The sequence below is a fragment of the Candidatus Thiodiazotropha endolucinida genome, from assembly GCF_001715975.1.
In the GTDB taxonomy this organism is placed as follows: Bacteria; Pseudomonadota; Gammaproteobacteria; order Chromatiales; family Chromatiaceae; genus Thiodiazotropha; species Thiodiazotropha endolucinida.
On the sequence record NZ_MARB01000024.1, the window covers coordinates 19,801 to 38,720 of the forward strand.

18 protein-coding genes are annotated in these 18,920 nt (G+C 53.7%); 9 read left to right on the forward strand and 9 right to left on the reverse strand.

Annotation, left to right across the window (positions count from 1 at the left end; translation table 11 throughout):
- Positions 1-2 precede the first annotated feature (2 nt).
- The 6 genes from CODIS_RS16825 to CODIS_RS16850 all read left to right on the forward strand — a co-directional run bounded on the left by CODIS_RS16825 (position 3) and on the right by CODIS_RS16850 (position 8,781).
- Positions 3-770, forward strand: a complete 768-nt coding sequence (locus tag CODIS_RS16825) for a (Fe-S)-binding protein (RefSeq protein ID WP_069127209.1) — start codon at positions 3-5, stop codon at positions 768-770.
- Positions 754-2,172, forward strand: coding sequence for a LutB/LldF family L-lactate oxidation iron-sulfur protein (locus CODIS_RS16830; RefSeq protein WP_069127210.1), 1,419 nt, complete (start codon positions 754-756; stop codon positions 2,170-2,172). The genes CODIS_RS16825 and CODIS_RS16830 overlap by 17 nt, the downstream gene beginning before the upstream one ends.
- Complete coding sequence (locus CODIS_RS16835) at positions 2,162-2,833, forward strand: LutC/YkgG family protein (RefSeq protein WP_069127211.1); 672 nt, start codon at positions 2,162-2,164, stop codon at positions 2,831-2,833. The genes CODIS_RS16830 and CODIS_RS16835 overlap by 11 nt, the downstream gene beginning before the upstream one ends.
- Before the next feature lie 130 nt (positions 2,834-2,963).
- The gene (locus CODIS_RS16840) at positions 2,964-4,340 is read left to right on the forward strand and encodes a hypothetical protein (RefSeq protein WP_069127212.1); all 1,377 of its coding nucleotides are present in this window, start codon (positions 2,964-2,966) and stop codon (positions 4,338-4,340) included.
- 248 nt (positions 4,341-4,588) lie between these two features.
- The gene (locus CODIS_RS16845; RefSeq protein WP_069127213.1) at positions 4,589-7,432 is read left to right on the forward strand and encodes an AMP-binding protein; all 2,844 of its coding nucleotides are present in this window, start codon (positions 4,589-4,591) and stop codon (positions 7,430-7,432) included.
- A 149-nt stretch (positions 7,433-7,581) separates the two neighbouring features.
- Positions 7,582-8,781 carry a CapA family protein gene (locus CODIS_RS16850; RefSeq protein ID WP_235615264.1) on the forward strand — a complete coding sequence of 400 codons (1,200 nt, stop codon included), beginning with the start codon at positions 7,582-7,584 and terminating at the stop codon, positions 8,779-8,781.
- Here the strand turns inward: CODIS_RS16850 and CODIS_RS21035 are convergent.
- Positions 8,774-8,917 carry a hypothetical protein gene (locus CODIS_RS21035; protein ID WP_154723177.1) on the reverse strand — a complete coding sequence of 48 codons (144 nt, stop codon included), beginning with the start codon at positions 8,915-8,917 and terminating at the stop codon, positions 8,774-8,776. The genes CODIS_RS16850 and CODIS_RS21035 overlap by 8 nt on opposite strands.
- Before the next feature lie 332 nt (positions 8,918-9,249).
- Here CODIS_RS21035 and CODIS_RS16855 point away from each other — a divergent pair, with 332 nt between their 5' ends.
- A complete protein-coding gene (locus CODIS_RS16855) occupies positions 9,250-9,729 on the forward strand; it encodes an NADAR family protein (protein WP_069127214.1) in 480 nt (159 codons plus the stop codon).
- Here CODIS_RS16855 and CODIS_RS16860 read toward each other — a convergent pair.
- From CODIS_RS16860 to CODIS_RS16870, 3 genes are all read right to left on the reverse strand, one after another.
- On the reverse strand, positions 9,709-10,002 hold the full coding sequence (locus CODIS_RS16860; protein WP_069127215.1) for a hypothetical protein: 294 nt from the start codon (positions 10,000-10,002) through the stop codon (positions 9,709-9,711). The two genes, CODIS_RS16855 and CODIS_RS16860, sit on opposite strands and share 21 nt — an antisense overlap.
- A 126-nt stretch (positions 10,003-10,128) precedes the next feature.
- The gene (locus CODIS_RS16865; RefSeq protein ID WP_154723178.1) at positions 10,129-10,641 is read right to left on the reverse strand and encodes a hypothetical protein; all 513 of its coding nucleotides are present in this window, start codon (positions 10,639-10,641) and stop codon (positions 10,129-10,131) included.
- Between the two features lie 309 nt (positions 10,642-10,950).
- Entirely contained in the window at positions 10,951-11,829 is an 879-nt protein-coding gene (locus CODIS_RS16870) for a phosphate ABC transporter substrate-binding protein (protein WP_235615265.1), read from the reverse strand.
- A 305-nt stretch (positions 11,830-12,134) separates the two neighbouring features.
- Between CODIS_RS16870 and CODIS_RS16875 the strand changes: the two genes are divergently transcribed.
- The gene (locus tag CODIS_RS16875; protein WP_069127217.1) at positions 12,135-12,731 is read left to right on the forward strand and encodes an SCO family protein; all 597 of its coding nucleotides are present in this window, start codon (positions 12,135-12,137) and stop codon (positions 12,729-12,731) included.
- Between the two features lie 173 nt (positions 12,732-12,904).
- On the opposite strand, the gene CODIS_RS16880 is transcribed toward CODIS_RS16875, so the two are convergent.
- Both CODIS_RS16880 and sohB read right to left on the reverse strand, forming a co-directional pair.
- Positions 12,905-13,318 (reverse strand): GlcG/HbpS family heme-binding protein, encoded by a 414-nt coding sequence (locus CODIS_RS16880; protein WP_268805719.1) that lies wholly within the window; start codon positions 13,316-13,318, stop codon positions 12,905-12,907.
- A 113-nt stretch (positions 13,319-13,431) separates the two neighbouring features.
- Positions 13,432-14,469, reverse strand: coding sequence for a protease SohB (gene sohB / locus CODIS_RS16885; RefSeq protein ID WP_069127219.1), 1,038 nt, complete (start codon positions 14,467-14,469; stop codon positions 13,432-13,434).
- A 297-nt stretch (positions 14,470-14,766) separates the two neighbouring features.
- Here sohB and CODIS_RS20630 point away from each other — a divergent pair, with 297 nt between their 5' ends.
- Complete coding sequence (locus tag CODIS_RS20630) at positions 14,767-14,952, forward strand: hypothetical protein (protein WP_083220856.1); 186 nt, start codon at positions 14,767-14,769, stop codon at positions 14,950-14,952.
- A gap of 49 nt (positions 14,953-15,001) precedes the next feature.
- On the opposite strand, the gene CODIS_RS16890 is transcribed toward CODIS_RS20630, so the two are convergent.
- From CODIS_RS16890 to CODIS_RS16900, 3 genes are all read right to left on the reverse strand, one after another.
- Positions 15,002-15,631: a hypothetical protein gene (locus tag CODIS_RS16890; RefSeq protein ID WP_069127220.1), complete on the reverse strand. Its 630-nt coding sequence runs from the start codon at positions 15,629-15,631 to the stop codon at positions 15,002-15,004.
- 529 nt (positions 15,632-16,160) lie between these two features.
- A complete protein-coding gene (gene arsJ, locus CODIS_RS16895; RefSeq protein WP_069127221.1) occupies positions 16,161-17,402 on the reverse strand; it encodes an organoarsenical effux MFS transporter ArsJ in 1,242 nt (413 codons plus the stop codon).
- Positions 17,402-18,403 carry an ArsJ-associated glyceraldehyde-3-phosphate dehydrogenase gene (locus CODIS_RS16900; protein ID WP_154723179.1) on the reverse strand — a complete coding sequence of 334 codons (1,002 nt, stop codon included), beginning with the start codon at positions 18,401-18,403 and terminating at the stop codon, positions 17,402-17,404. The genes arsJ and CODIS_RS16900 overlap by 1 nt, the downstream gene beginning before the upstream one ends.
- Positions 18,404-18,920 lie beyond the last annotated feature (517 nt).

Consider the following 18,920-nt stretch of genomic DNA (forward strand, 5'->3'; position numbering starts at 1 on the left):
CAATGCCCGAAAAGAAGCGATACCCTGCCAAGCCTGAGAAGATCTATTTCTTCGCCACCTGCCTGGTGGACCTGCTCTATCCCGAGGCCGGGCTTGCCGGTATGCAGTTGATCCGCAGAGATGGCGTCGAAGTCGTCTTTCCCCAGGATCAGACCTGTTGCGGACAACCGGCCTGGAACAGCGGTTATCGCGACGAAGCACTACAGGTGGCGCAGCGGCAGCTTGCCTGCTTTCCCGAAGACTACCCCATCGTGGTGCCCTCGGGCTCCTGCGCCGGCATGATGCGTCACCACTACCCGAGGATGTTTCAGGAGAGCGGCGATCGTGATCGGGTCAATCAATTCTCCACGCGTGTCTATGAACTCACCGAGTTTCTGGTTCATATACTCAGGATCGACTTGAAGGATCTGGGACCGCCGATCAAGGTCGCCCTCCACACCTCCTGTTCAGCACGCCGGGAGATGGGGGTCGGCGGGGAACATGAGGCACTGCTCGAGCAGTTGTCGAATGTGGAGCTCCTGGAACAGGCGCGCAAACAGGAGTGCTGTGGATTCGGCGGCACCTTTGCGGTCAAGCAACCGGCCATCTCGGCAGAGATGGTCAGCGACAAGGCCAACGCCATCACCGCCACCGGTGCGGATATCCTGGTCAGCGGCGACTGTGGTTGCCTGATGAATATCGGCGGACATCTCGACTACCGGGACGAATCGATCGAGTGCCGCCACATCGCCAGCTTTATCTGGGAGCGCACCGATGCAACCGAGCGCTGATTTCCATACCCGTATCGAGCAGGCCCTGGACAATGCCCAACTCAAGGCGAGCCTGCGCTCCGCCATGGATGGATTGATGGCCAGCCGCAAGGCGTGTTTTCCCGATGCCGATGAATTGGAGACATTGCGCCTGAGGGGGGCGCAGATCCGTGCCAATTCACTGTCAAAACTGCCACAACTGTTGCAACAGCTGGAGCAGCGTTGCATCGACAACGGCATCCAGGTGCATTGGGCGGAAAACGTCGATGCGGCGAACCGGATTGTGCTTCAAATCATGCGGAGCCATCAGGCAGGGCTGCTGATCAAGGGAAAGTCGATGGTCTCCGAGGAGATGGATCTGAACCGCTTTCTGGAATCCCACGGAATCGAGTGCCTGGAATCGGACCTGGGCGAGTACATCCTGCAGCTCGCCGGCGAACCCCCTTCACACATCGTCGCGCCAGCCATTCATAAAACACGTCAGGAGATCGCCCAGCTGTTCAACGAAAAATTCCCTGATATCCCCTACAGCGACGACGTGGACACCCTGACACGCAGCGCCCGTGGCATCCTGCGTGAAAAATTCTATCGCGCGGGTGTGGGCCTCTCCGGCGTCAACTTTGCCGTTGCCGAAAGCGGCACCCTCTGCCTGGTGGAGAACGAGGGCAATGGCCGCATGTGCACAACAGTGCCGCCGGTGCATATCGCGGTGACAGGGATCGAAAAGGTGGTGGAGAAGCTGGAGCATGTCCCCCCCCTGCTCAAACTGCTCACCCGCAGCGCCACCGGACAACCGATCACCACCTATTTCAATATGATCAGCTCCCCGCGCAAGCCGGGGGAGAAGGATGGACCGGAAGAGGTGCATCTGATCCTGCTCGACAATGGCCGATCGCGCATCTATGAAGACAACGAGCTGGTGAACACCCTGCGCTGTATCCGTTGCGGGGCCTGCATGAACCATTGCCCGATCTATACCCGCATCGGCGGCCATGCCTACGGCACAACCATCCCCGGCCCCATCGGGTCCATTCTGGAACCGCAGAAGGCGGGACTGGACAATCTGGGCGAACTGCCTGTCGCCTCCACCCTCTGCGGCGCCTGCGCCGAAGTCTGCCCGGTGCGTATCCCGATACCCACACTCCTCAATCGGCTGCGCTATGAGCGTGTACGAACCGACTATGACGGTACCACCCATGGACAGGGGAGCGGACGTAGATTGATGGAGGCCACAACATGGAAGGGCTGGAGCTGGCTACACCGAAATCCGGCGCTCTATCGCCTGGCCATGACCCTTGTCACGCGCCTGCGGAAAATCCTGCCCCTCGGTTTCGAGCCCTGGACCCGGGTCCGCGCCAGACCCCGCATCGCCGCCAAAACCCTGCATGAACAGGCACGCGAGGAGGGCTTCAATGACCGCTAAAGCCAGAGAGGCCATCCTGCAGCGACTGCGCAACAAGCAACCAAGCTTTGATACTCCGAGCCAGACCGTTGCCGTAGAGAACCCGACATGGCCAATGGAGGCGCGTATCGCCCGCTTCAAATCGATGCTCGAATCGGTGCGCGCCGAAGTCCATATCGTCGCTCCCGACAGCTGGACAGACACCCTGAAAACGGTAGCCACTGAAAAACAGATCGACAACCTGCTGTATGCGAAACAGGGACCGTTGGCGCAAGCCATCGAGATTGCCTGGGGCGATACGCTGTTACCCAAGCTTGTTCATAACGAGCGCCCGATCGATGAATGGAAGGAGCAAATCTTCTATCACACCGATGCGGCAGTCACCTCAGCCAGGGCCGCCATTGCCGAGACCGGCAGCCTTATCCTATGGCCTGATGAACACGAACCCCGCACCTGGTCCCTGGTGCCGCCTGTTCATTTCGTTGTGGTGGATAGCGCGAAGCTCTACAACACCTTTGCCGAAGTGGTCGAGGCTGAACAGTGGGCGCGACAGATGCCGACCAATGCCCTGCTGATATCGGGTCCATCCAAATCCGCCGATATTCAGCAGACCCTGGCGTATGGTGTGCATGGACCGACTGAATTGATCGTGATATTGCGTTCGCCCAAACAACAGGACTGACAGTTACAGGGATTTTGTAAGGTCAGAAAGAGTGACCTACAGTTATTACTGCGGAGTGCATAAACATACCATCCAACACCTGCTTCCAGGGGCCATCTAGAATCATAAAACATAACAGGGAGGCACCAAGATGAAACATCGCAATATAACTGGTTCAGTACTGATCGGCTTAATGATTCTCGTGTTGATGGTCTCGGGGTGTGCCACTACCGATCCCTATCATTCTATGGCATGGACCGACGGTAATTGCCTTGACGCCGACAGCAGCGACTGCAAGCAGAGTTATTACCAGGAGCATTCAAAGTATGATCTGGCATTCGCCGAATTCACCGAACGCGGCAATGCTTTTAATGACGATTGGATAAAACAGGTACTGGCCAAAATAGGCGAGCGCCAGCGGACACAGGGTGTGGTGACGATTGTTTTCATTCATGGCTGGAAGCACAATGCCGACGAAAACGACGAGAATCTCAAAGACTTCAAAAAAACCCTGGAGTTGCTTGCTGAATCCGCGCAGCTTATCAACAGGCGCCTGGTCGGCGTCTACATAGGATGGCGCGGTAGCAGCATCGAGCTGCCCCTGCTCAAGGAACTGACCTTCTGGGATCGCAAGGCCGTCGCTCAAGAGGTCGGCAAGGGTGGCGTAACCCGGCTACTGTTGGAACTGGACAAGATCGACCGTGAAAACAAAAGAAACGTTTTGGCGATCGTGGGACACAGTTTCGGCGGTGCGATTACCGTTAGCGCAACGTCGGAAGTACTGACGGAAATCATAGTCAACGACAGACAGGAGCATGGCGGAAGGATCGGTGATGCGGTCATCGTGCTTAATCCGGCCATAGAAGCCAACCAATCATTGAGTATGGTTGAGGCGGCGGTAGACAATCAAAATACCAGCCTGAGAAATCCACTTTTTTACTCAATCAGCAGCGATGCGGATAGCGCAACCCACTACCTCTTTCCCATTGGCCAAACCATCGGCCTGTTATTTACCTGGCGTCAGAAGGATCTGCAAAGATCCTACTATTACGACCGACTCACCGATGAGAAGCTGGTGTTGCGGGAAGAACATCTCGATGCGGCAACCACCGGCAACTTTGCACCCTACCTGACTCACAGACTGACCATGAACAGGTCGGGCGATACACCTTATCCTTCTTTACTGCCCTGTGATGAGGTACCGGATGATTGCGTGCCTAAAGGACTGACAACGCTTGATGGCCACCCGACAATAGGCCCTCTCCCTGCAGACTATCCGTTGCAGTTTATTAAAACCGATAAAACGGTAATGGCAGGCCATAACGATATTTTCAATCCACGGATCTTGACCTTTATCTACACCCTGATAGACGATGTCGTCCGCTATGCGGTTATTGACGATCCTGACTATAAATATGACGGCATAGCATCCGGCAATATCCTGTCAAGACCTGAAGATCTCAAACAGCGGTTCGGACGATTTTACGATAAGATTCTGAACAAGATGCAGTACACCCCTGCAGATTAATCACATGAAGTTGATTGTTATCATGCATTGCACTGTTGAGGATTATAGAATTCATACACTCATGGGTGTGCGTTCTTATTTTATCTTCTAGACTTAGCCTAACGGGCCAAGTCTAAGGAGAGCGCCGACGATCACATCACCATGGCCCGCAACATCGGGCGATCACATGACCATTCGTGTTGACAAATCCGGCTGCAGTCATGATTACAGGCAGGTAAACCGCCTCTCATATCCTAAGGGTCAAGCCTATGGGTAATCGACTCAACCAACAGAAGGATAACCGCAAGACCGAGATCACCGCTGATGCCCTGCTAAGCGTGATTCAAGGATTGATCGATGAGTCGCCGGACGGCGATCATTTAAAACATGATTTGAACCTGGATTGCCGTCTGGAGCACGACCTGGGGCTGGACAGCCTCGCCCGTACCGAACTGGTGGCGCGCATCAACAAAGCCTTCGCAATCCTGCTGCCGGATGAAGCATTGCTTGCCGAAACACCGCGTGCACTGATGACCCTGCTCACACAAGCAGCCGGGATGCCGGAAGTGGAGACAACAGCGGCACCGAAGGTATTGCCAACAGACAGGTCAATGCTCCCATCGGCGGCCTCGACCCTGATGGAGGTCCTGGCCTGGCATCTCGATCAGCAACCGGAGAGGACACATATCCTACATTACGGCAATGACAGCGAACCCGATGAGATGAGCTACCGGGATCTATGGCAGGGTGCAACCCGGGTGGCAACAGGCTTATGGGAACGATCGGTGCAGCCAGGCGACAGGGTGGCATTGATGCTGCCCACCGGCGTGAGCTATTTCCATAGTTTTTTCGGCGTTCTCCTGGCGGGCGCCGTGCCGGTACCCATCTATCCACCCACACGCCCTTCGCAGCTGGAAGAGCATATGCGCCGCCATGGACGTATATTGCAAAACGCGGGTGTACACATACTGATCACGTTTCAGGAGGCGCACAGGGTAGCCCGCCTGTTCAGAACCCAGGTGCCTTCCCTACAGCACATCGTCGACTGGTCCGAGCTCGACAAAACGGCAGGCACGCCTCCCGCAACCATCAGGAACAGCCAGGATATCGCTTTTCTGCAATACTCATCGGGCAGCACGGGCGATCCCAAAGGCGTGATGCTCAGCCATGCCGACCTGTTGGCCAACATCCGCGCCATGGGGAAGGCGGTGGCGGTCACGCCCGAGGATGTCTTCGTCAGCTGGCTACCCCTCTATCACGATATGGGCCTGATCGGCGCCTGGCTCGGCAGCCTCTATTTCGCGATGCCGCTTGTGATCATGTCACCCCTGCATTTCCTGGCCCAGCCCTCCCGTTGGCTGTGGGCCATTCACCACCACCGGGGAACCCTCTCAGGGTCGCCCAACTTCGGCTACGAGCTCTGTCTCGGCAAGATAGGGGAAGATGAGATCGCGGGACTGGATCTCAGCTCCTGGCGCTTCGCTTTCAACGGCGCTGAACCCGTCAGCGCCACCACGCTGCGGGGATTTACCCGCCGTTACGCGCCATATGGCCTGAACGCCGACGCCCTGGCGCCGGTCTACGGCCTGGCCGAGGTGGCGGTGGGGCTGGCCTTCCCGCCACCACGGCGCGGGCCTGTCATCGACCGGATCAACAGAGACCGTTTCATGCTCAACGGCGAGGCCCTTACCGCCGCGGAGGACGACCCCGATCCCCTCTCCATCGTGGCGTGCGGCAGACCACTGCCCGGTTACCGGGTGCAGGTGGTGGATGAGGCCGATCGGCCACTCCCCGAGCGCAACGAGGGACGGCTCGAATTTCAGGGACCCTCCGCCACCCGCGGTTATTTCAACAATCCCGAAGCCACCAAAGGCCTCTATCGGGACGGCTGGCTGGATACCGGCGACCGTGCCTATCTCGCGGACGGCGACATCTACATTACCGGCCGTATCAAGGAGATGATTATTCGTGCCGGACGCAACATCTACCCTTACGAACTGGAGCAGCTGGTCGGTGAGCTTCCCGGCATCCGCAAGGGTTGCGTGGCGGCATTCCCCAGCATCGATTCCGCCAACGGCAGCGAACAACTGGTCGTCGTGGCGGAGAGCCGGGAGAAGGACCCGCAACGCCTGGAAGCCCTGCGACAGGCAATCCGTGACAAGACCATCGACCTGCTCGGGATGCCGCCGGACGATCTGTTGCTGGCGCCCCCGCATACCGTACTCAAAACCTCCAGCGGTAAACTGCGGCGGGGCGCCATGCGGACACTGTATGAACAGGGACGCCTGGGACGGGGACAGCGCCCGCTGCCGTTACAGGTGATGAATCTGCTGCTGTCGGGCATGGCGCAGCGGCTGCGAACGATCCTTAAAGGTTCAGCAAGCTACCTGTTTGCACTCTATGCCTGGATCATTTTCTATACCCTGGTCCCGCTGGTATGGCTCTCGGTCGTGCTGCTGCCGCGCCTCCCCTGGCGCTGGAGAGTGATCCGTAAGGCGATTCGAATCCTGCGCGGCCTTACCGCCACACCGCTTCGTGTCGAGGGCCTGGAGCACCTTCCAGCAACCGATCGCCCCGTCATCCTGGTCGCTAATCACGCCAGTTATCTCGACACCCTGGCGCTGATCGACGGCATACCCCGGGACTTCATCTATGTCGCCAAGCAGGAACTGGCGGTGAAGTTCTACTCCAGGCTGTTTCTGCAACGCCTCGATACGGTGTTCGTGGAGCGTTTCGATACCTTGCGCAGCGCCACCGCAACCGAGGAGTTCGCCAGACAGCTCGCGGCCGGCCGCTCCCTGGCCATCTATCCCGAAGGCACATTTCGGGCTGAACCGGGCTTGCTGCCGTTCCACATGGGGGCCTTTGTCACGGCAGCCAAAAGCGGCGCGACGGTATTACCGGTCACCCTAAGAGGCACCCGCGCCATCCTGCAATCCGACTCCAACTTCCCACACCATGGCGCCGTGCGGATCATCATCTCACCACCACTGGAACCGCAGGGAGATGATTGGGCGGAGGCCGTTCGCCTTCAGACCGCCGCGAGGGAGGAGATCGCCCGTCATTGCAATGAACAGAGCCTGCGGCATCAGGATCACATACAGACTGATTAACGGTCTGAACGGATGGTTGGATTCTGCCATGCAACACTGTGTGTGATTGCACGATTGGGGCTGACTCCGCCATCTGATTTGCCGTACCGATTTCGGACTAAACTAGAAATCAGGCAAGGATAGTCTCTTGCGGCAGGCAGGAGTGTCTGATGCACAGAAGAACATTTCTCCACATGCTGGGGCTGGGTGCTGTGAGCTTCGGCATCGACACATCGGCCCAGGGTAAAACCGATACATCGGACGACACCATCACCCTGTTCCTGTGTGGCGATGTAATGACCGGGCGCGGCATCGACCAGATACTGCCCTACCCCGGCAAACCGGCTATCTACGAATCCCATCTCAAGAGCGCCAGGGACTATGTGGCGATCGCCGAAAACAAGAGTGGCCATATTCCCCGACAGGTTCCCTTCGATTACATATGGGGCGATGCCTTGACCGAGCTTGAGCAAATCAATCCGGACCTGCGGATCATCAATCTCGAAACAGCCATCACCATCAGCGAGGAGTTTTGGCCACGTAAAGGTATTAATTACCGCATGCACCCCCGAAACACTCCCTGCCTCAACGCGGCACAAATTGATGCCTGCGTGCTCGCCAACAACCATGTATTGGATTGGGGTTATGCAGGCCTGGCTGAAACCCTCACCAGTCTAAAGAACCATAATATTGAATATGCCGGCGCCGGGCATGACCGCGCCAGCGCTGAAGCACCCTTGATCTTCGATCTCCCGGGAAAAGGCAGGATTCTTCTGTATGCCTTTGCCCATCGTTCCAGCGGCGTGCCCACGGCTTGGCGGGCCGAGTTAAACCGGCCAGGTATCGCGCTATTGAAATCGTTCAGCAGTTCCGAGATCACCCGATTGGCGGCTGATATCTCTGCCAGGAAACAGACCGGTGACCTGATTCTGTTCTCCATCCACTGGGGCGGCAATTGGGGCTATGGGATTCCACCCGAACATCGCCGCTTCGCCCATTGGCTGGTGGACAAGGTGGGCGTGGATATCGTTCATGGTCACTCCTCCCACCACCCGAAAGGGATAGAACTCTATCATGGTGCTCCCATCATCTACGGCTGTGGCGACTTTCTCAACGACTATGAGGGGATCGGTAAATACGATCTGTTTCGGGACGATCTGACGCTGGCCTATTTTCTCACCTTTGACCCGCATGCCGCTCGGGTGACGCGTCTGGTGATGACGCCATTCCAGATCAGGAAATTTCGCCTGAACCACCCATCTCAACAAGATCGGATATGGTTACGCCAAACCATGGCGCGAGAGTGTGCGAAGTTCGCGACCGGCGTGACTGAGCTGATCGATGGCAGTATCGAACTTGAGATCAGTTAAGTTTCACGGTCGGCAGTGAGCGCTGTTTCATCTCTTTTTTTGCCTGATTGATGTGCTCCAACCCCTCAAACAGATCGGGCAGCGTCTTTAGGATATGCAGCAACGCAAACAGTAGCACGCCATGGCGCATTCCCATACGAAACTGCTCGATGGTTTGTAATTCGTACCAGGCCTATAAAGCACTGGTATATAAAAGCAGAATGCCGACCAGCAAATTCAGATATGTGTTCGTGGCAATCATGCTAAGCAGTTTCATCTACCCGGTCCCGTCCCTATCCTGACTCGTCGTTTCATAAAACACCTGGATAGTGCAGTTTAGCCGATAGAATTTTTACTGCCTATGTTGTTGGGTGATAACTATCAACTCCCCTCTAAGGCATAGATGACATCACACTTAGTCTTGACTTGGACAGAGAGCCCGGTTAAGAGACAATTCAACCGATGTCCGCAGATCAAAGGTATTCAGGAATGCGTTTTTCAAAGTCGGAACCAACACCGCTTTATGTGTCCCGTACAGATCCTCTTAATCCTCTTTCCAGCTATTCCAAGCATGGGTTTGAACTTGACGGCGATGTCTGGCCTTCTGTTGAACACTACTACCAGGGCATGAAATTCAAACCCGGTTGGCTGCGCACCACCATTCGTGATGCGGATCATCCCGCCAAGGCGAAAAAACTCGCGGCAAAAAACAAAAAATCGGCACGCAATGATTGGGAACAGGTCAAGGAAACCATCATGACGCGCGGTATCTACATAAAATGCCGTACCCATCATGAAGTCGCCGAAGCCCTGCTTGCCACTAACGAGCAGAAGATCATCGAGAACAGTCAATTCGACTACTACTGGGGCTGCGGCCGAGACGGGCGCGGCCACAACACCTTCGGCAAGATATTGATGGCGGTTAGGGAGAAACTCAGAGAGGAGAGATCAGCCGCTGAACGGCCATAACTCTATCCCCAGCCACATAAAGCCGATCGACAGCACGATGCAGCACAGCGTGACGACTGCGATCAGTGGCTTGATACCGACCGACAATATCTGCATGACGCCCAGGTAGGCCCCGACGGCGGTCACGAAAAAAGCGAATTCACTCACCACGAGCAGGGTCAACAACGGTATGGCAGTCGTCCCATCATCACTGGTGACGCTGCCTTTCATCACGATCAGCATCAAAAACAGGCCGATACCCAAGGCGACAAAGGGGAAGTTGTTTTTATTCATGGTACTGCACCCGTATCAAGCAACCAGATCTGCTACGGCCAATATCGAGATGTGTTGTTACGTTGGAATTCTCTCAACGAAACATACCGACATCATTGCCTGTACTGGTATCTGACATCCCAAGTCTCAGTCACACTCAAACTTGCAAGGTTTACCATTGGCGCCACATTCGGCACGCATGACCATCAATGAATTCTTCACACCGGGCACACGGCATACACTGCGGGTACGCATAGAGAGCTTTGCACCACTCTGATAACTGCAAGTAATTTTATACAGGCCGTTTTTTTGTGATATCGCGATACTTGTGGGTTGACCCTTTTTGATCTCCGCTGGGGGTACGGCACAGCTTACGTAGCCCATGAATTCTTTGTCTGAGGATTCCCACAGGGCATTGTACTTGCGACGTTTATACTCTCCGTAGCTGTCGCACAGTTCAGTCTTTTTCTTGGCGTTTGGATCACGCTCAAAGCCGCAATGGATCTTGAACATGCGCTTCATGTCATCTTCCGTGGGGCAATCCCCAATCTTCTGCGCCTGAGATATATCGGGACACTGACTCGAACTGCCGGCCGTGACCGAAGCGGAAATAAGAAGTGCAGTGATACTGATAGCCAGAATAAAAGCGTAACGTTTCATGAATGTCTCCGTAGGTGCAAATCGGAAAGATGCAGGATAGATACTCGGATCTTCGTCATCAATCATTTCAGGGTGATATTTTGTTTTACAGCGAAAGAGATGGCAAAGACATAAGTCAAATTGAGGAGAATTCGCACCTGGGATGACCCTAAAAACAATAACTTATCTATTCATCCAATAAATAACGACAGGATGACGCGACAGATAGACAGGTGCGCAATGCGTGATCTGCCGGTTGATTGGAGCGACAGCCTCGGGGAGGCGTTCGCTCTGTTGACAGGAAGCGGTTACTGGACGCCCGCTTTTATTTTATTGCTTGGCGAGGGCCTCTCTGACGAACTGCTTCCAATGCTCCATTCGTTTCTGCAACAACAGCATGCCGTCGAAGTAAGGCACGACATCATTCTGGCGGATAATCTCCCTGCCCTTGGGCCCTAAGGCAAACTGAATGAAGCGGTCGGACTCCCGACTGTTGGGGGAGTGCCTGTTGTGCACCAGATAGAGTGGGCGGTAGAGCAGATAGTTACCCGTGCGGATTTTCTCGAAGCTCGGCTCCTTGCCTTCCAGTTTGAGAATCTTGAAATCCCGTTTGTGCGCACTTGCAATGCCGGTGACCGCAATCGCATTGGGATTCTTTTCCACCGTTTTCTCCAAAGGACCGGAAGACGGGAATTCATGCTTACTGATGAAACTGGCCTTTGGATCTTCGAACAGATGCTGACGCAGGGTGTAACCGACGCCGGAGATCTTCCCCTTGCGGATGAGCAGTTCCAATGGCTGATCCGCGCCGCCCAGCTGTGACCAATTCGTGATCTTACCCCGGTAGAGCTCACGCAGCTGCACCAGGCTGATCGACTCGATGGGATTGGAGTTGTGCACCACAACCACCAGCGCATCCCAGGCCACGGGAATCATATTGGCGCTGGCTTCCACCCGACTTGAATCCAGCTTGAATCGGCAGGCGCCACCGATATCTGCCTGATTGGCGGTGATTTCGCGGATCCCTTTGGTAGCACCACCGCCGGCGATGGTGATATCTACACCCGTTTCATCCTTGTAGGCAGCTGCGAGATCGGCCATAAACGCGTTGCGGGTTATACCGCAGCCTACCCAGGAGAGCTCCAGCGCTTGTGTCGTGATGGGTAACAGTGTCAGAAACAGCAGTTTGGATATGAATTGATAGCGCAAAATAACCTTCCTTTTTTGTTGGTCTTGAGCGAGTACACTATAGTCATTTCATTCGATTATTCACCCCGTATTAGGATTTTCATTCTCATTCTTAGGAAGAAATTGTCTTAATTTTGACCGGCCGCTCAATCTCCAAATAAGTTCATCCAAAAAAGGCCTCGATCAACCTGCGGTTTTCGACGGTTATGTCGATAACAGAGAAGTAGCCACATATATGGCCAATAATCTGACAGCAACGGCACATTGTGGGAGGATTGGTGTTGGACAAAACTGTTGATTAGTCAGGCAAGGAGCCATGAGGCACGATGTTTCGGATAATCTTTTTCTCTTTTACGCTACTCATCCTATTCTCATCCGCCGCATCGGATGAAATGGCCCAAAAAGACGAGATACTCAGCTCCCGCAGTGAGTCACCCGGCGGAGATTTCGTTCTCTATTCAAGCCAAGGCAAGGTCTCATTGAAACAATTCAGAGGGAAAGTGGTACTGCTCTACTTCGGCTATACCAAATGCCCCGATGTCTGCCCCACCTCCCTTTCCATTATTGCCCAAGCCTTGAATGAGCTCAGCGAGGAAGAGTTGAAATCGGTACATGGCGTGTTTATCAGTGTCGATCCCAAGCGGGATGATGTCCAAGTACTGGATGAGTATGTCAGACACTTCCACCCCAACTTGGTAGGTGTAACCGGCAGTGAAGGTGAAGTTACCGAGGTCGCCAGGCGCTATGGCGCACAATACGAAGAAGTTGCACTTGAAGGATCTGATTTCGGCTATGCGGTCAACCACTCATCGGTTACCTACCTGATCACACCGGAGGGCGATCTGCGGTTTATGTTGCCTCATCAAACTCCCGCATTTGTCATCCTGGAAGCCATCCGATATCTACTGGCAGACACGATGTAAAACCACATGTTGGCTTGTCGCGGCAAAGGGGTCTTCCCTATTGTTTTACATCATCACGTTTTTTTCTTGTTCTAATTCAACAACTCTGCCCCCTTGAACTAAATTATCTCTATCCATGAATAAAATTGATCATCAATTGTCACCGACAATTTTTTAACTTTTGCCATGGCAGATTAATCTGCAAATTCCAGTAACTCTTGTATGGCTTCAATTCCGTCCAGTGCACATTTTTCATCAGATTTACCATCAGGCGCGCCGGCGACACCAACAGCTCCCACCATTGATCCAGAGGCCTGGATTGTGACACCACCGCCTAAAATCAATATACCCGGCAGCTGTTTGATACCCGATGCTTCGATATTGGAATTTACCACCTCCGAGAGTGAAGTTGTTGCAGAACGATAGTTGATGGATGTTTTTGCCTTTAATATTGCCCCATCAGGTGATGAAACCCCCGCCAGATTATCTCTCAGTACCACTTGTAAATTACCTCCACCGTCAACCACAGCTACCGAAACCTGGAATCCAGACGCTCGACAGCTTTCAAGTGCTTTCTTGGCAACCATTAGCGCTGCGTCCGGTGTCAATGTTTTAGAAGTAAAAAGAACATCAATTTCTCTTTCCTCTGCTTGAACAGCAGTGGAAGCAAATATAAAGATGGCAACAAGCGTTAATATATTCAGCAGAGCAGGTGCGATAGTTACTCTATTTCGTGCACCCCAAACCCACTTCTCCCCCGTCCCAGAAGTCCTTTATCAAATATCGATGCCAAGGACGACAATCGGTCGATGAGGGGTTTATGAGGTCTGAAGGAAACTTGGTAAAGCTCTGCTGCTTTCCTGGCATCCAGCAGGTAATCGTCACTGGTGCATAATTTATCGACAAGCTTCAATTCCAGGGCTTTTGTCCCGTACCAGTGCTCCCCGGTCGCTACAGTTTCGATATCAAGTTCGCTGCGCTGGGTCTTTATGAATGCCTTAAACAGACGGTGTGCCTCATCGATCTCCTCACGAAACTTGTCTCTGTCTTTGTCAGTGTTTTCGCCAAAAAGGGTGACCGTTCTTTTATATTCACCGGCAGTGAACTGCTCGAAATCGATATCGTGTCGTTTCAGAAAACGGTTGAAATTTGGCAATTGCGCCAACACACCAATGGAACCGACCACAGCAAATGGTGCAGCAATGATATGATCGGCCACACAGGCCATCAGATATCCACCACTCGCGGCAACCTTGTCCACCGCTATTGTCAGTCGTATGTTCTTGTCCTTGAGTCGCGTAAGCTGGGAAGCCGCCAGGCCGTAGGCATGGACCAGACCGCCACTACTCTCCAAACGCAGCACGACCTCGTCTTCTGGCCTTGCTACGGACAGGATGACCGTGATCTCTTCACGCAAGGAGGCCACCGCAGAAGCACGGATGTCACCATGAAAATTCAGCACGAATACTCTCTTCTTATCTTTTGAGCGGGCATCGGGCCCCAGTTTCCGGGATTTCTTGAGATCATGCTTACGTGTTTTGTGAATCTGCTTAAATGCCTTCTTTGGCAGCATCGCCGCCTTGAGGGCATGGGCCAGGTCATCGTAGTCCCGGTTCAAGTATTTGACTTCAAGACGCTGTTTATTCCGGGGCCTACCTCTACCGGCGAGAGCTATGATCCCCCCAACAACAGCAAGAATGGCCAATACCACGGTGATCGATTTTGCCAGAAACAGGCTATAGTCGGTGACAAATTCCATTCATTGCTCTCCCATACGATGCCTCATTTAATCAGAACCATTTTTGTACCTAGAGTATGTTTCAAGGCCATCTGCCAAAGATTATGACGTATAATAATAATTTGTGACTAATGTCGTTCTTGCGAATTTAATATTATACAAATCCTTTTGGTTACACCTCAAACTTGTTCAGAAAGAACTCGAAATGCCAATAGTTAACCCTTGTCACCGCCCCCCTTTATTCACATTGATTAACATTTATCAGCACGCCTACTGATAGACTATAATTACTGAACAATACTTTATGGGGGTTTAGGGATGACCTATCAAACGACATATTCTGGACCCGAACGACGCATTGAGCAGCGTAGAAAGATTGTTGATCGCCGTGAGTTAATAAGATTCGAACCCGACAAGGAGCCTCGTCGAAAGGGGCATGGACGGCGTAAAGGGGAGATGAATGATCCCTGGAATCGGCTGGATAAATTAGAAAAAGGGGTCTGATCTGACCGTCTAACAAAATGGAAATATGACCCTGTCTCGATAATATTTTTTAGGTTTCATGATCGCCCATAATCTTTCTAATAACGCGATCGCGTTCTTCGCGTTTAACTTCTTCTAATGAATTATAAAATTGCGGTTCAACATTGCATTTACCATCGGCTACGACATAGCAATGAATCGGAGCGCCTTTACCGTTTTTTTCTATCCATTCGCTCGCAAGTTTATGCACATGGGTCATCTGCCCTAGTGATTCAGATATCTCATCTTCGTGATTCAGTAGAAGGCGAATAAGAATCGTTACACCAATGTCGTTGAATGTAACTACATGCTGGTACTCAAGCCGCTTATTCGAAGGAAGCTCCGCCTTTTTAAATGCTTCTCTAAGTAAGCGCAGAAGCGGCTCTCTTAACTTTTCTTGATAGATCTCATCTAACAGCTTGTTGCCAGCCCAACCTCCGACAAACAGACATAGGCCAATAACCAAGCCGGATCCCATGCCAGCATCCATAGTCGGACGAGTATCCAGATGCAAGGCCTTATTGGACTTCATAGGCTCACTCGATTCTTGCCAATCGGTATTGGCTAATACCGGATCAAGCTCCGAGCCTATTGCATCAATCGCGGCACGCATAAACGGATTCTGGCCGGCTACGAAGTAGGTGTATGTGACGCTATCCATTACGACCTCATTTGAAACCTAACAGTTGTCTTAACGAAACCCTCTGTATCGTTATACACTTTTATGTGCTCTCTATATACATAGCATCCAAACCTCGACGAGCCTAGCTCAGCGCATTCCAGCACCCAAGTTGTATCTAAATCTACCACTTATAAGTAATGCCCAATGAAAAAAGCACTAGTATCTTGAAGTAGTTCTCCCCAAGATAATTTCTGCTTAATGTTACAGGACCCGATTTGCAAATTTGTCATATCGCATAACATTTAAGTAGAAGACAATTTATCTTATTACTCGCCTATTTAAGTAAATAGGCGTGCAAGTTGCCTCCTATCACGCGATTCAGCAATTTTTTTTAAAGTCGTATTAGGAATAAAAATACTCCTCATCCTTATGAAGTATTTGAAGCTCAACAGGGTGATGTCAGCCGACAAAGTTGTCCTCTGAACAAAGTCATGAAGTAAAGATATGCTTGCCCTCATGCAGCTATTTGAGAGGCTTCCCCGATAATAAATGTCACGCCAGCCGGATATTACGACTGTTGCCTCGCCACTTCCCTTTTAACCTCCGGCAACCCAAACGAAAGCAGGGCCGCCGCAAGCACAAACCCCGCCGACCACCAGAGGCAGCCGGTGAGCCCGTGGAGTTGATAGATCAGCCCCGAGAGCACCGTACCCAACAGCCGTCCGCCGGCATTGGCCATGTAGTAGAAGCCTACGTTCATCGCCACTTTTTCGTGATCGGAGTAGGCCAGGATCAGGTAGGAGTGGACGGCGGAGTTGACGGCGAAGACCGCGCCGAAGAGGATCAGGCCGATCACCAGCACATAGTCGGCGGGCCAGCCCATGTTCAATCCGGCGGCGATAGCGATGGGGAACAGGGCCAGCAGGAAGGCCCAGAGCCTTGCCGTGCCGCCGCCCGGGCCCTGGCCGTGGTGGCTGCGTTTGACCAGCCTGGGTACGCTGGCCTGGACAATACCGTAGCCGATGATCCAGAGAGCCATGTAACCGCCCACCTGGGTGAACGTCCAGCCGAGCACTTGATAGAGAAAGACCGGCAGGCCCACCACGAACCAGACATCGCGGGAGCCGAAGAGGAAAAAGCGCGCCGCCGAGAGCCAGTTGATGGCGGCGATGTTGGAGAAGACCTGGGTGAATTTCGGCTTCGACTTCATCTTGCCGAGACCGCTGGGTAGGAGAAAGGCGGTGACGATCAGGACCAGTAGCAACATCGCCGCCAGAATCGCCAATGCGCCGCGGAAGCCGACCAGTTCCAGCAGTGCGGCACCGATGAAGTAACCGCCGCCCTTGAGGGCATTCTTGGAGCCGGTGAGCATCGCCACCCATTTGAACAGTTTGGTCTCGCTGCCGTCCTTCACCATGGTCTTCACCGACGCCTTCGCCGACATCTTGTTCAGGTCCTTGGCGATGCCGGAGAGGGCCTGGGCGAACATCACGTAGGGCACCGAGAGCCAGGGATCGGGCACCGAGAGCCAGGGATCGGGCACGGTGAGCAGCAATAGCGCTACAACCTGCAGCCCCATGCCGATGTGCATGGTCAGGTTGAGGCCGATTCGCGCGCCCAGCCAGCCGCCCACCAGGTTGGTGACGATGCCGAAGAACTCGTAGAAGAGAAACAGCATCGCCACCTCGAAGGGGGAGTAGCCCAACAGGTGGAAATAGAGCACCACCAGCATACGGATGGCGCCGTCGGTGACGGTGAAGGCCCAGTAGCCGCCGGTGACGACCAGATAGTTGCGCAGTCCCTGCTCCATCAGAGGAGGCCCACCACCTTGCGTGTCAGGTCGACCAGCCGATTGACATAGCCCCACTCGTTGTCATACCAGGCATAGATCTTCACCAGGGAGCCGTCGACCACCATGGTGGAGGGGGCGTCGACCACGGATGAACGCGCCTCGTTGACATAGTCGACGGAGACGAGTGGCCGCTCCTCGTAACCGAGGATGCCTTTCAGCTCCCCCTCCGCCGCCGCCCTGAAGTAGCCGTTGATCTCCTCCGCCGTGACATCGCGGGCGGCATGGAAGACGAAGTCGGTGAGGGAGCCGTTGAGCAGCGGCACCCTCACCGCATGGCCGTTCAGTTTGCCCTCGAGTTCGGGGAAAATCTTGGTGATGGCCTTCGCCGAACCGGTGGTGGTGGGGATCAAGGACTGGCCGCAGGCGCGGGCGCGGCGCAGGTCCTTGTGCCCTTTGTCGACGATAATCTGGGTGTTGGTGATGTCGTGGATGGTGGTCATGCAGCCCTGCTCGATCCCCACCTTTTCATGCATCACCTTGACCACCGGCGCCAGACAGTTGGTGGTGCAGGACGCGGCGGTGATCAAGTGGTGCCTGTCCGGCTCGTAACGATCATCGTTGATGCCGTAGACAATATTCAGCGCCCCTTCGGTGGGCGCGGCGACGATGACCTTTTTCACACCCTGATCGAAATAGGCCTGCAAAGTCTCGGGGCGCTTGTGGTGTTTGCCGGTGGCCTCGATGACGATGTCGCAATCTGACCAGTCGGTCGTGGCGATATCCGGATTCGAGCTGTAAGCGAGCCGCTCCTCCCCCACGACAACGTCTCCCCCTTGGGCCGTACACGCCACATCCCAAGTGCCATGCACCGAATCGAACTGCAGCAGATGGGCCGAGCAGACCGCATCGCCGGCGATCTCGTTGACGCGTACGAACGCCAGCGAATCCTCATTCCGGCCGGCTCGTAGCGCGAGACGCCCCATACGGCCAAAGCCGTTTATGCCAATCTTCGCTATCAAAAGAAGCCCCCTTGGTAAGATTTGTCAGAGTTTTCCTGGTTACCCACCTTACTCAGCCATCGTATAAGCGAGTTCTAAAAAAAGTTCTGAGTGTTGAGTTATTGGTTTTGGATTGATGGGTTCGCTTTGTTCTCGACTTTTCTAGTTTCTCTAATCCTGGTGTTCTTGTCCGCCATCCCATGGCTGATCATGATTAATATAAGCCCCATCATGCAGGCTATGCAATCAGAATCCCATCACAACGTCAGCAGGAGCGAATCCGCCTTGGCTAACTACCACACCTTCATGACGGCAGTGTGAAATTTAGTGTGAATGGGTGGATGAGCCCTCTTCCAGTCGTGATCCCATCGGTTCTTCCTCTGATCAAGCGGCTATGAACTGGGAAGAAAAGGCCGCGAATGGACGCTAATCACCGCAAATCGACGCCATGAAGATATGGCTTATTTGCTCTCATTGATACATCGCGGCAAGCCGAAATAGAGAGGGATTACAATTTAGGGCCTGTTAACACTAATCC

What these genes read in the sequence shown, in the direction of transcription:
- CODIS_RS16825 (WP_069127209.1), top strand. Translation starts at nt 3, where the DNA reads ATGCCCGAAAAGAAGCGATACCCTGCCAAGCCTGAGAAGATCTATTTC.
- CODIS_RS16830 (WP_069127210.1), top strand. Translation starts at nt 754, where the DNA reads ATGCAACCGAGCGCTGATTTCCATACCCGTATCGAGCAGGCCCTGGAC.
- CODIS_RS16835 (WP_069127211.1), top strand. Translation starts at nt 2,162, where the DNA reads ATGACCGCTAAAGCCAGAGAGGCCATCCTGCAGCGACTGCGCAACAAG.
- CODIS_RS16840 (WP_069127212.1), top strand. Translation starts at nt 2,964, where the DNA reads ATGAAACATCGCAATATAACTGGTTCAGTACTGATCGGCTTAATGATT.
- CODIS_RS16845 (WP_069127213.1), top strand. Translation starts at nt 4,589, where the DNA reads ATGGGTAATCGACTCAACCAACAGAAGGATAACCGCAAGACCGAGATC.
- CODIS_RS16850 (WP_235615264.1), top strand. Translation starts at nt 7,582, where the DNA reads ATGCACAGAAGAACATTTCTCCACATGCTGGGGCTGGGTGCTGTGAGC.
- CODIS_RS21035 (WP_154723177.1), bottom strand. Translation starts at nt 8,917, where the DNA reads ATGGGAATGCGCCATGGCGTGCTACTGTTTGCGTTGCTGCATATCCTA.
- CODIS_RS16855 (WP_069127214.1), top strand. Translation starts at nt 9,250, where the DNA reads ATGCGTTTTTCAAAGTCGGAACCAACACCGCTTTATGTGTCCCGTACA.
- CODIS_RS16860 (WP_069127215.1), bottom strand. Translation starts at nt 10,002, where the DNA reads ATGAATAAAAACAACTTCCCCTTTGTCGCCTTGGGTATCGGCCTGTTT.
- CODIS_RS16865 (WP_154723178.1), bottom strand. Translation starts at nt 10,641, where the DNA reads ATGAAACGTTACGCTTTTATTCTGGCTATCAGTATCACTGCACTTCTT.
- CODIS_RS16875 (WP_069127217.1), top strand. Translation starts at nt 12,135, where the DNA reads ATGTTTCGGATAATCTTTTTCTCTTTTACGCTACTCATCCTATTCTCA.
- sohB (WP_069127219.1), bottom strand. Translation starts at nt 14,469, where the DNA reads ATGGAATTTGTCACCGACTATAGCCTGTTTCTGGCAAAATCGATCACC.
- CODIS_RS20630 (WP_083220856.1), top strand. Translation starts at nt 14,767, where the DNA reads ATGACCTATCAAACGACATATTCTGGACCCGAACGACGCATTGAGCAG.
- CODIS_RS16890 (WP_069127220.1), bottom strand. Translation starts at nt 15,631, where the DNA reads ATGGATAGCGTCACATACACCTACTTCGTAGCCGGCCAGAATCCGTTT.
- arsJ (WP_069127221.1), bottom strand. Translation starts at nt 17,402, where the DNA reads ATGGAGCAGGGACTGCGCAACTATCTGGTCGTCACCGGCGGCTACTGG.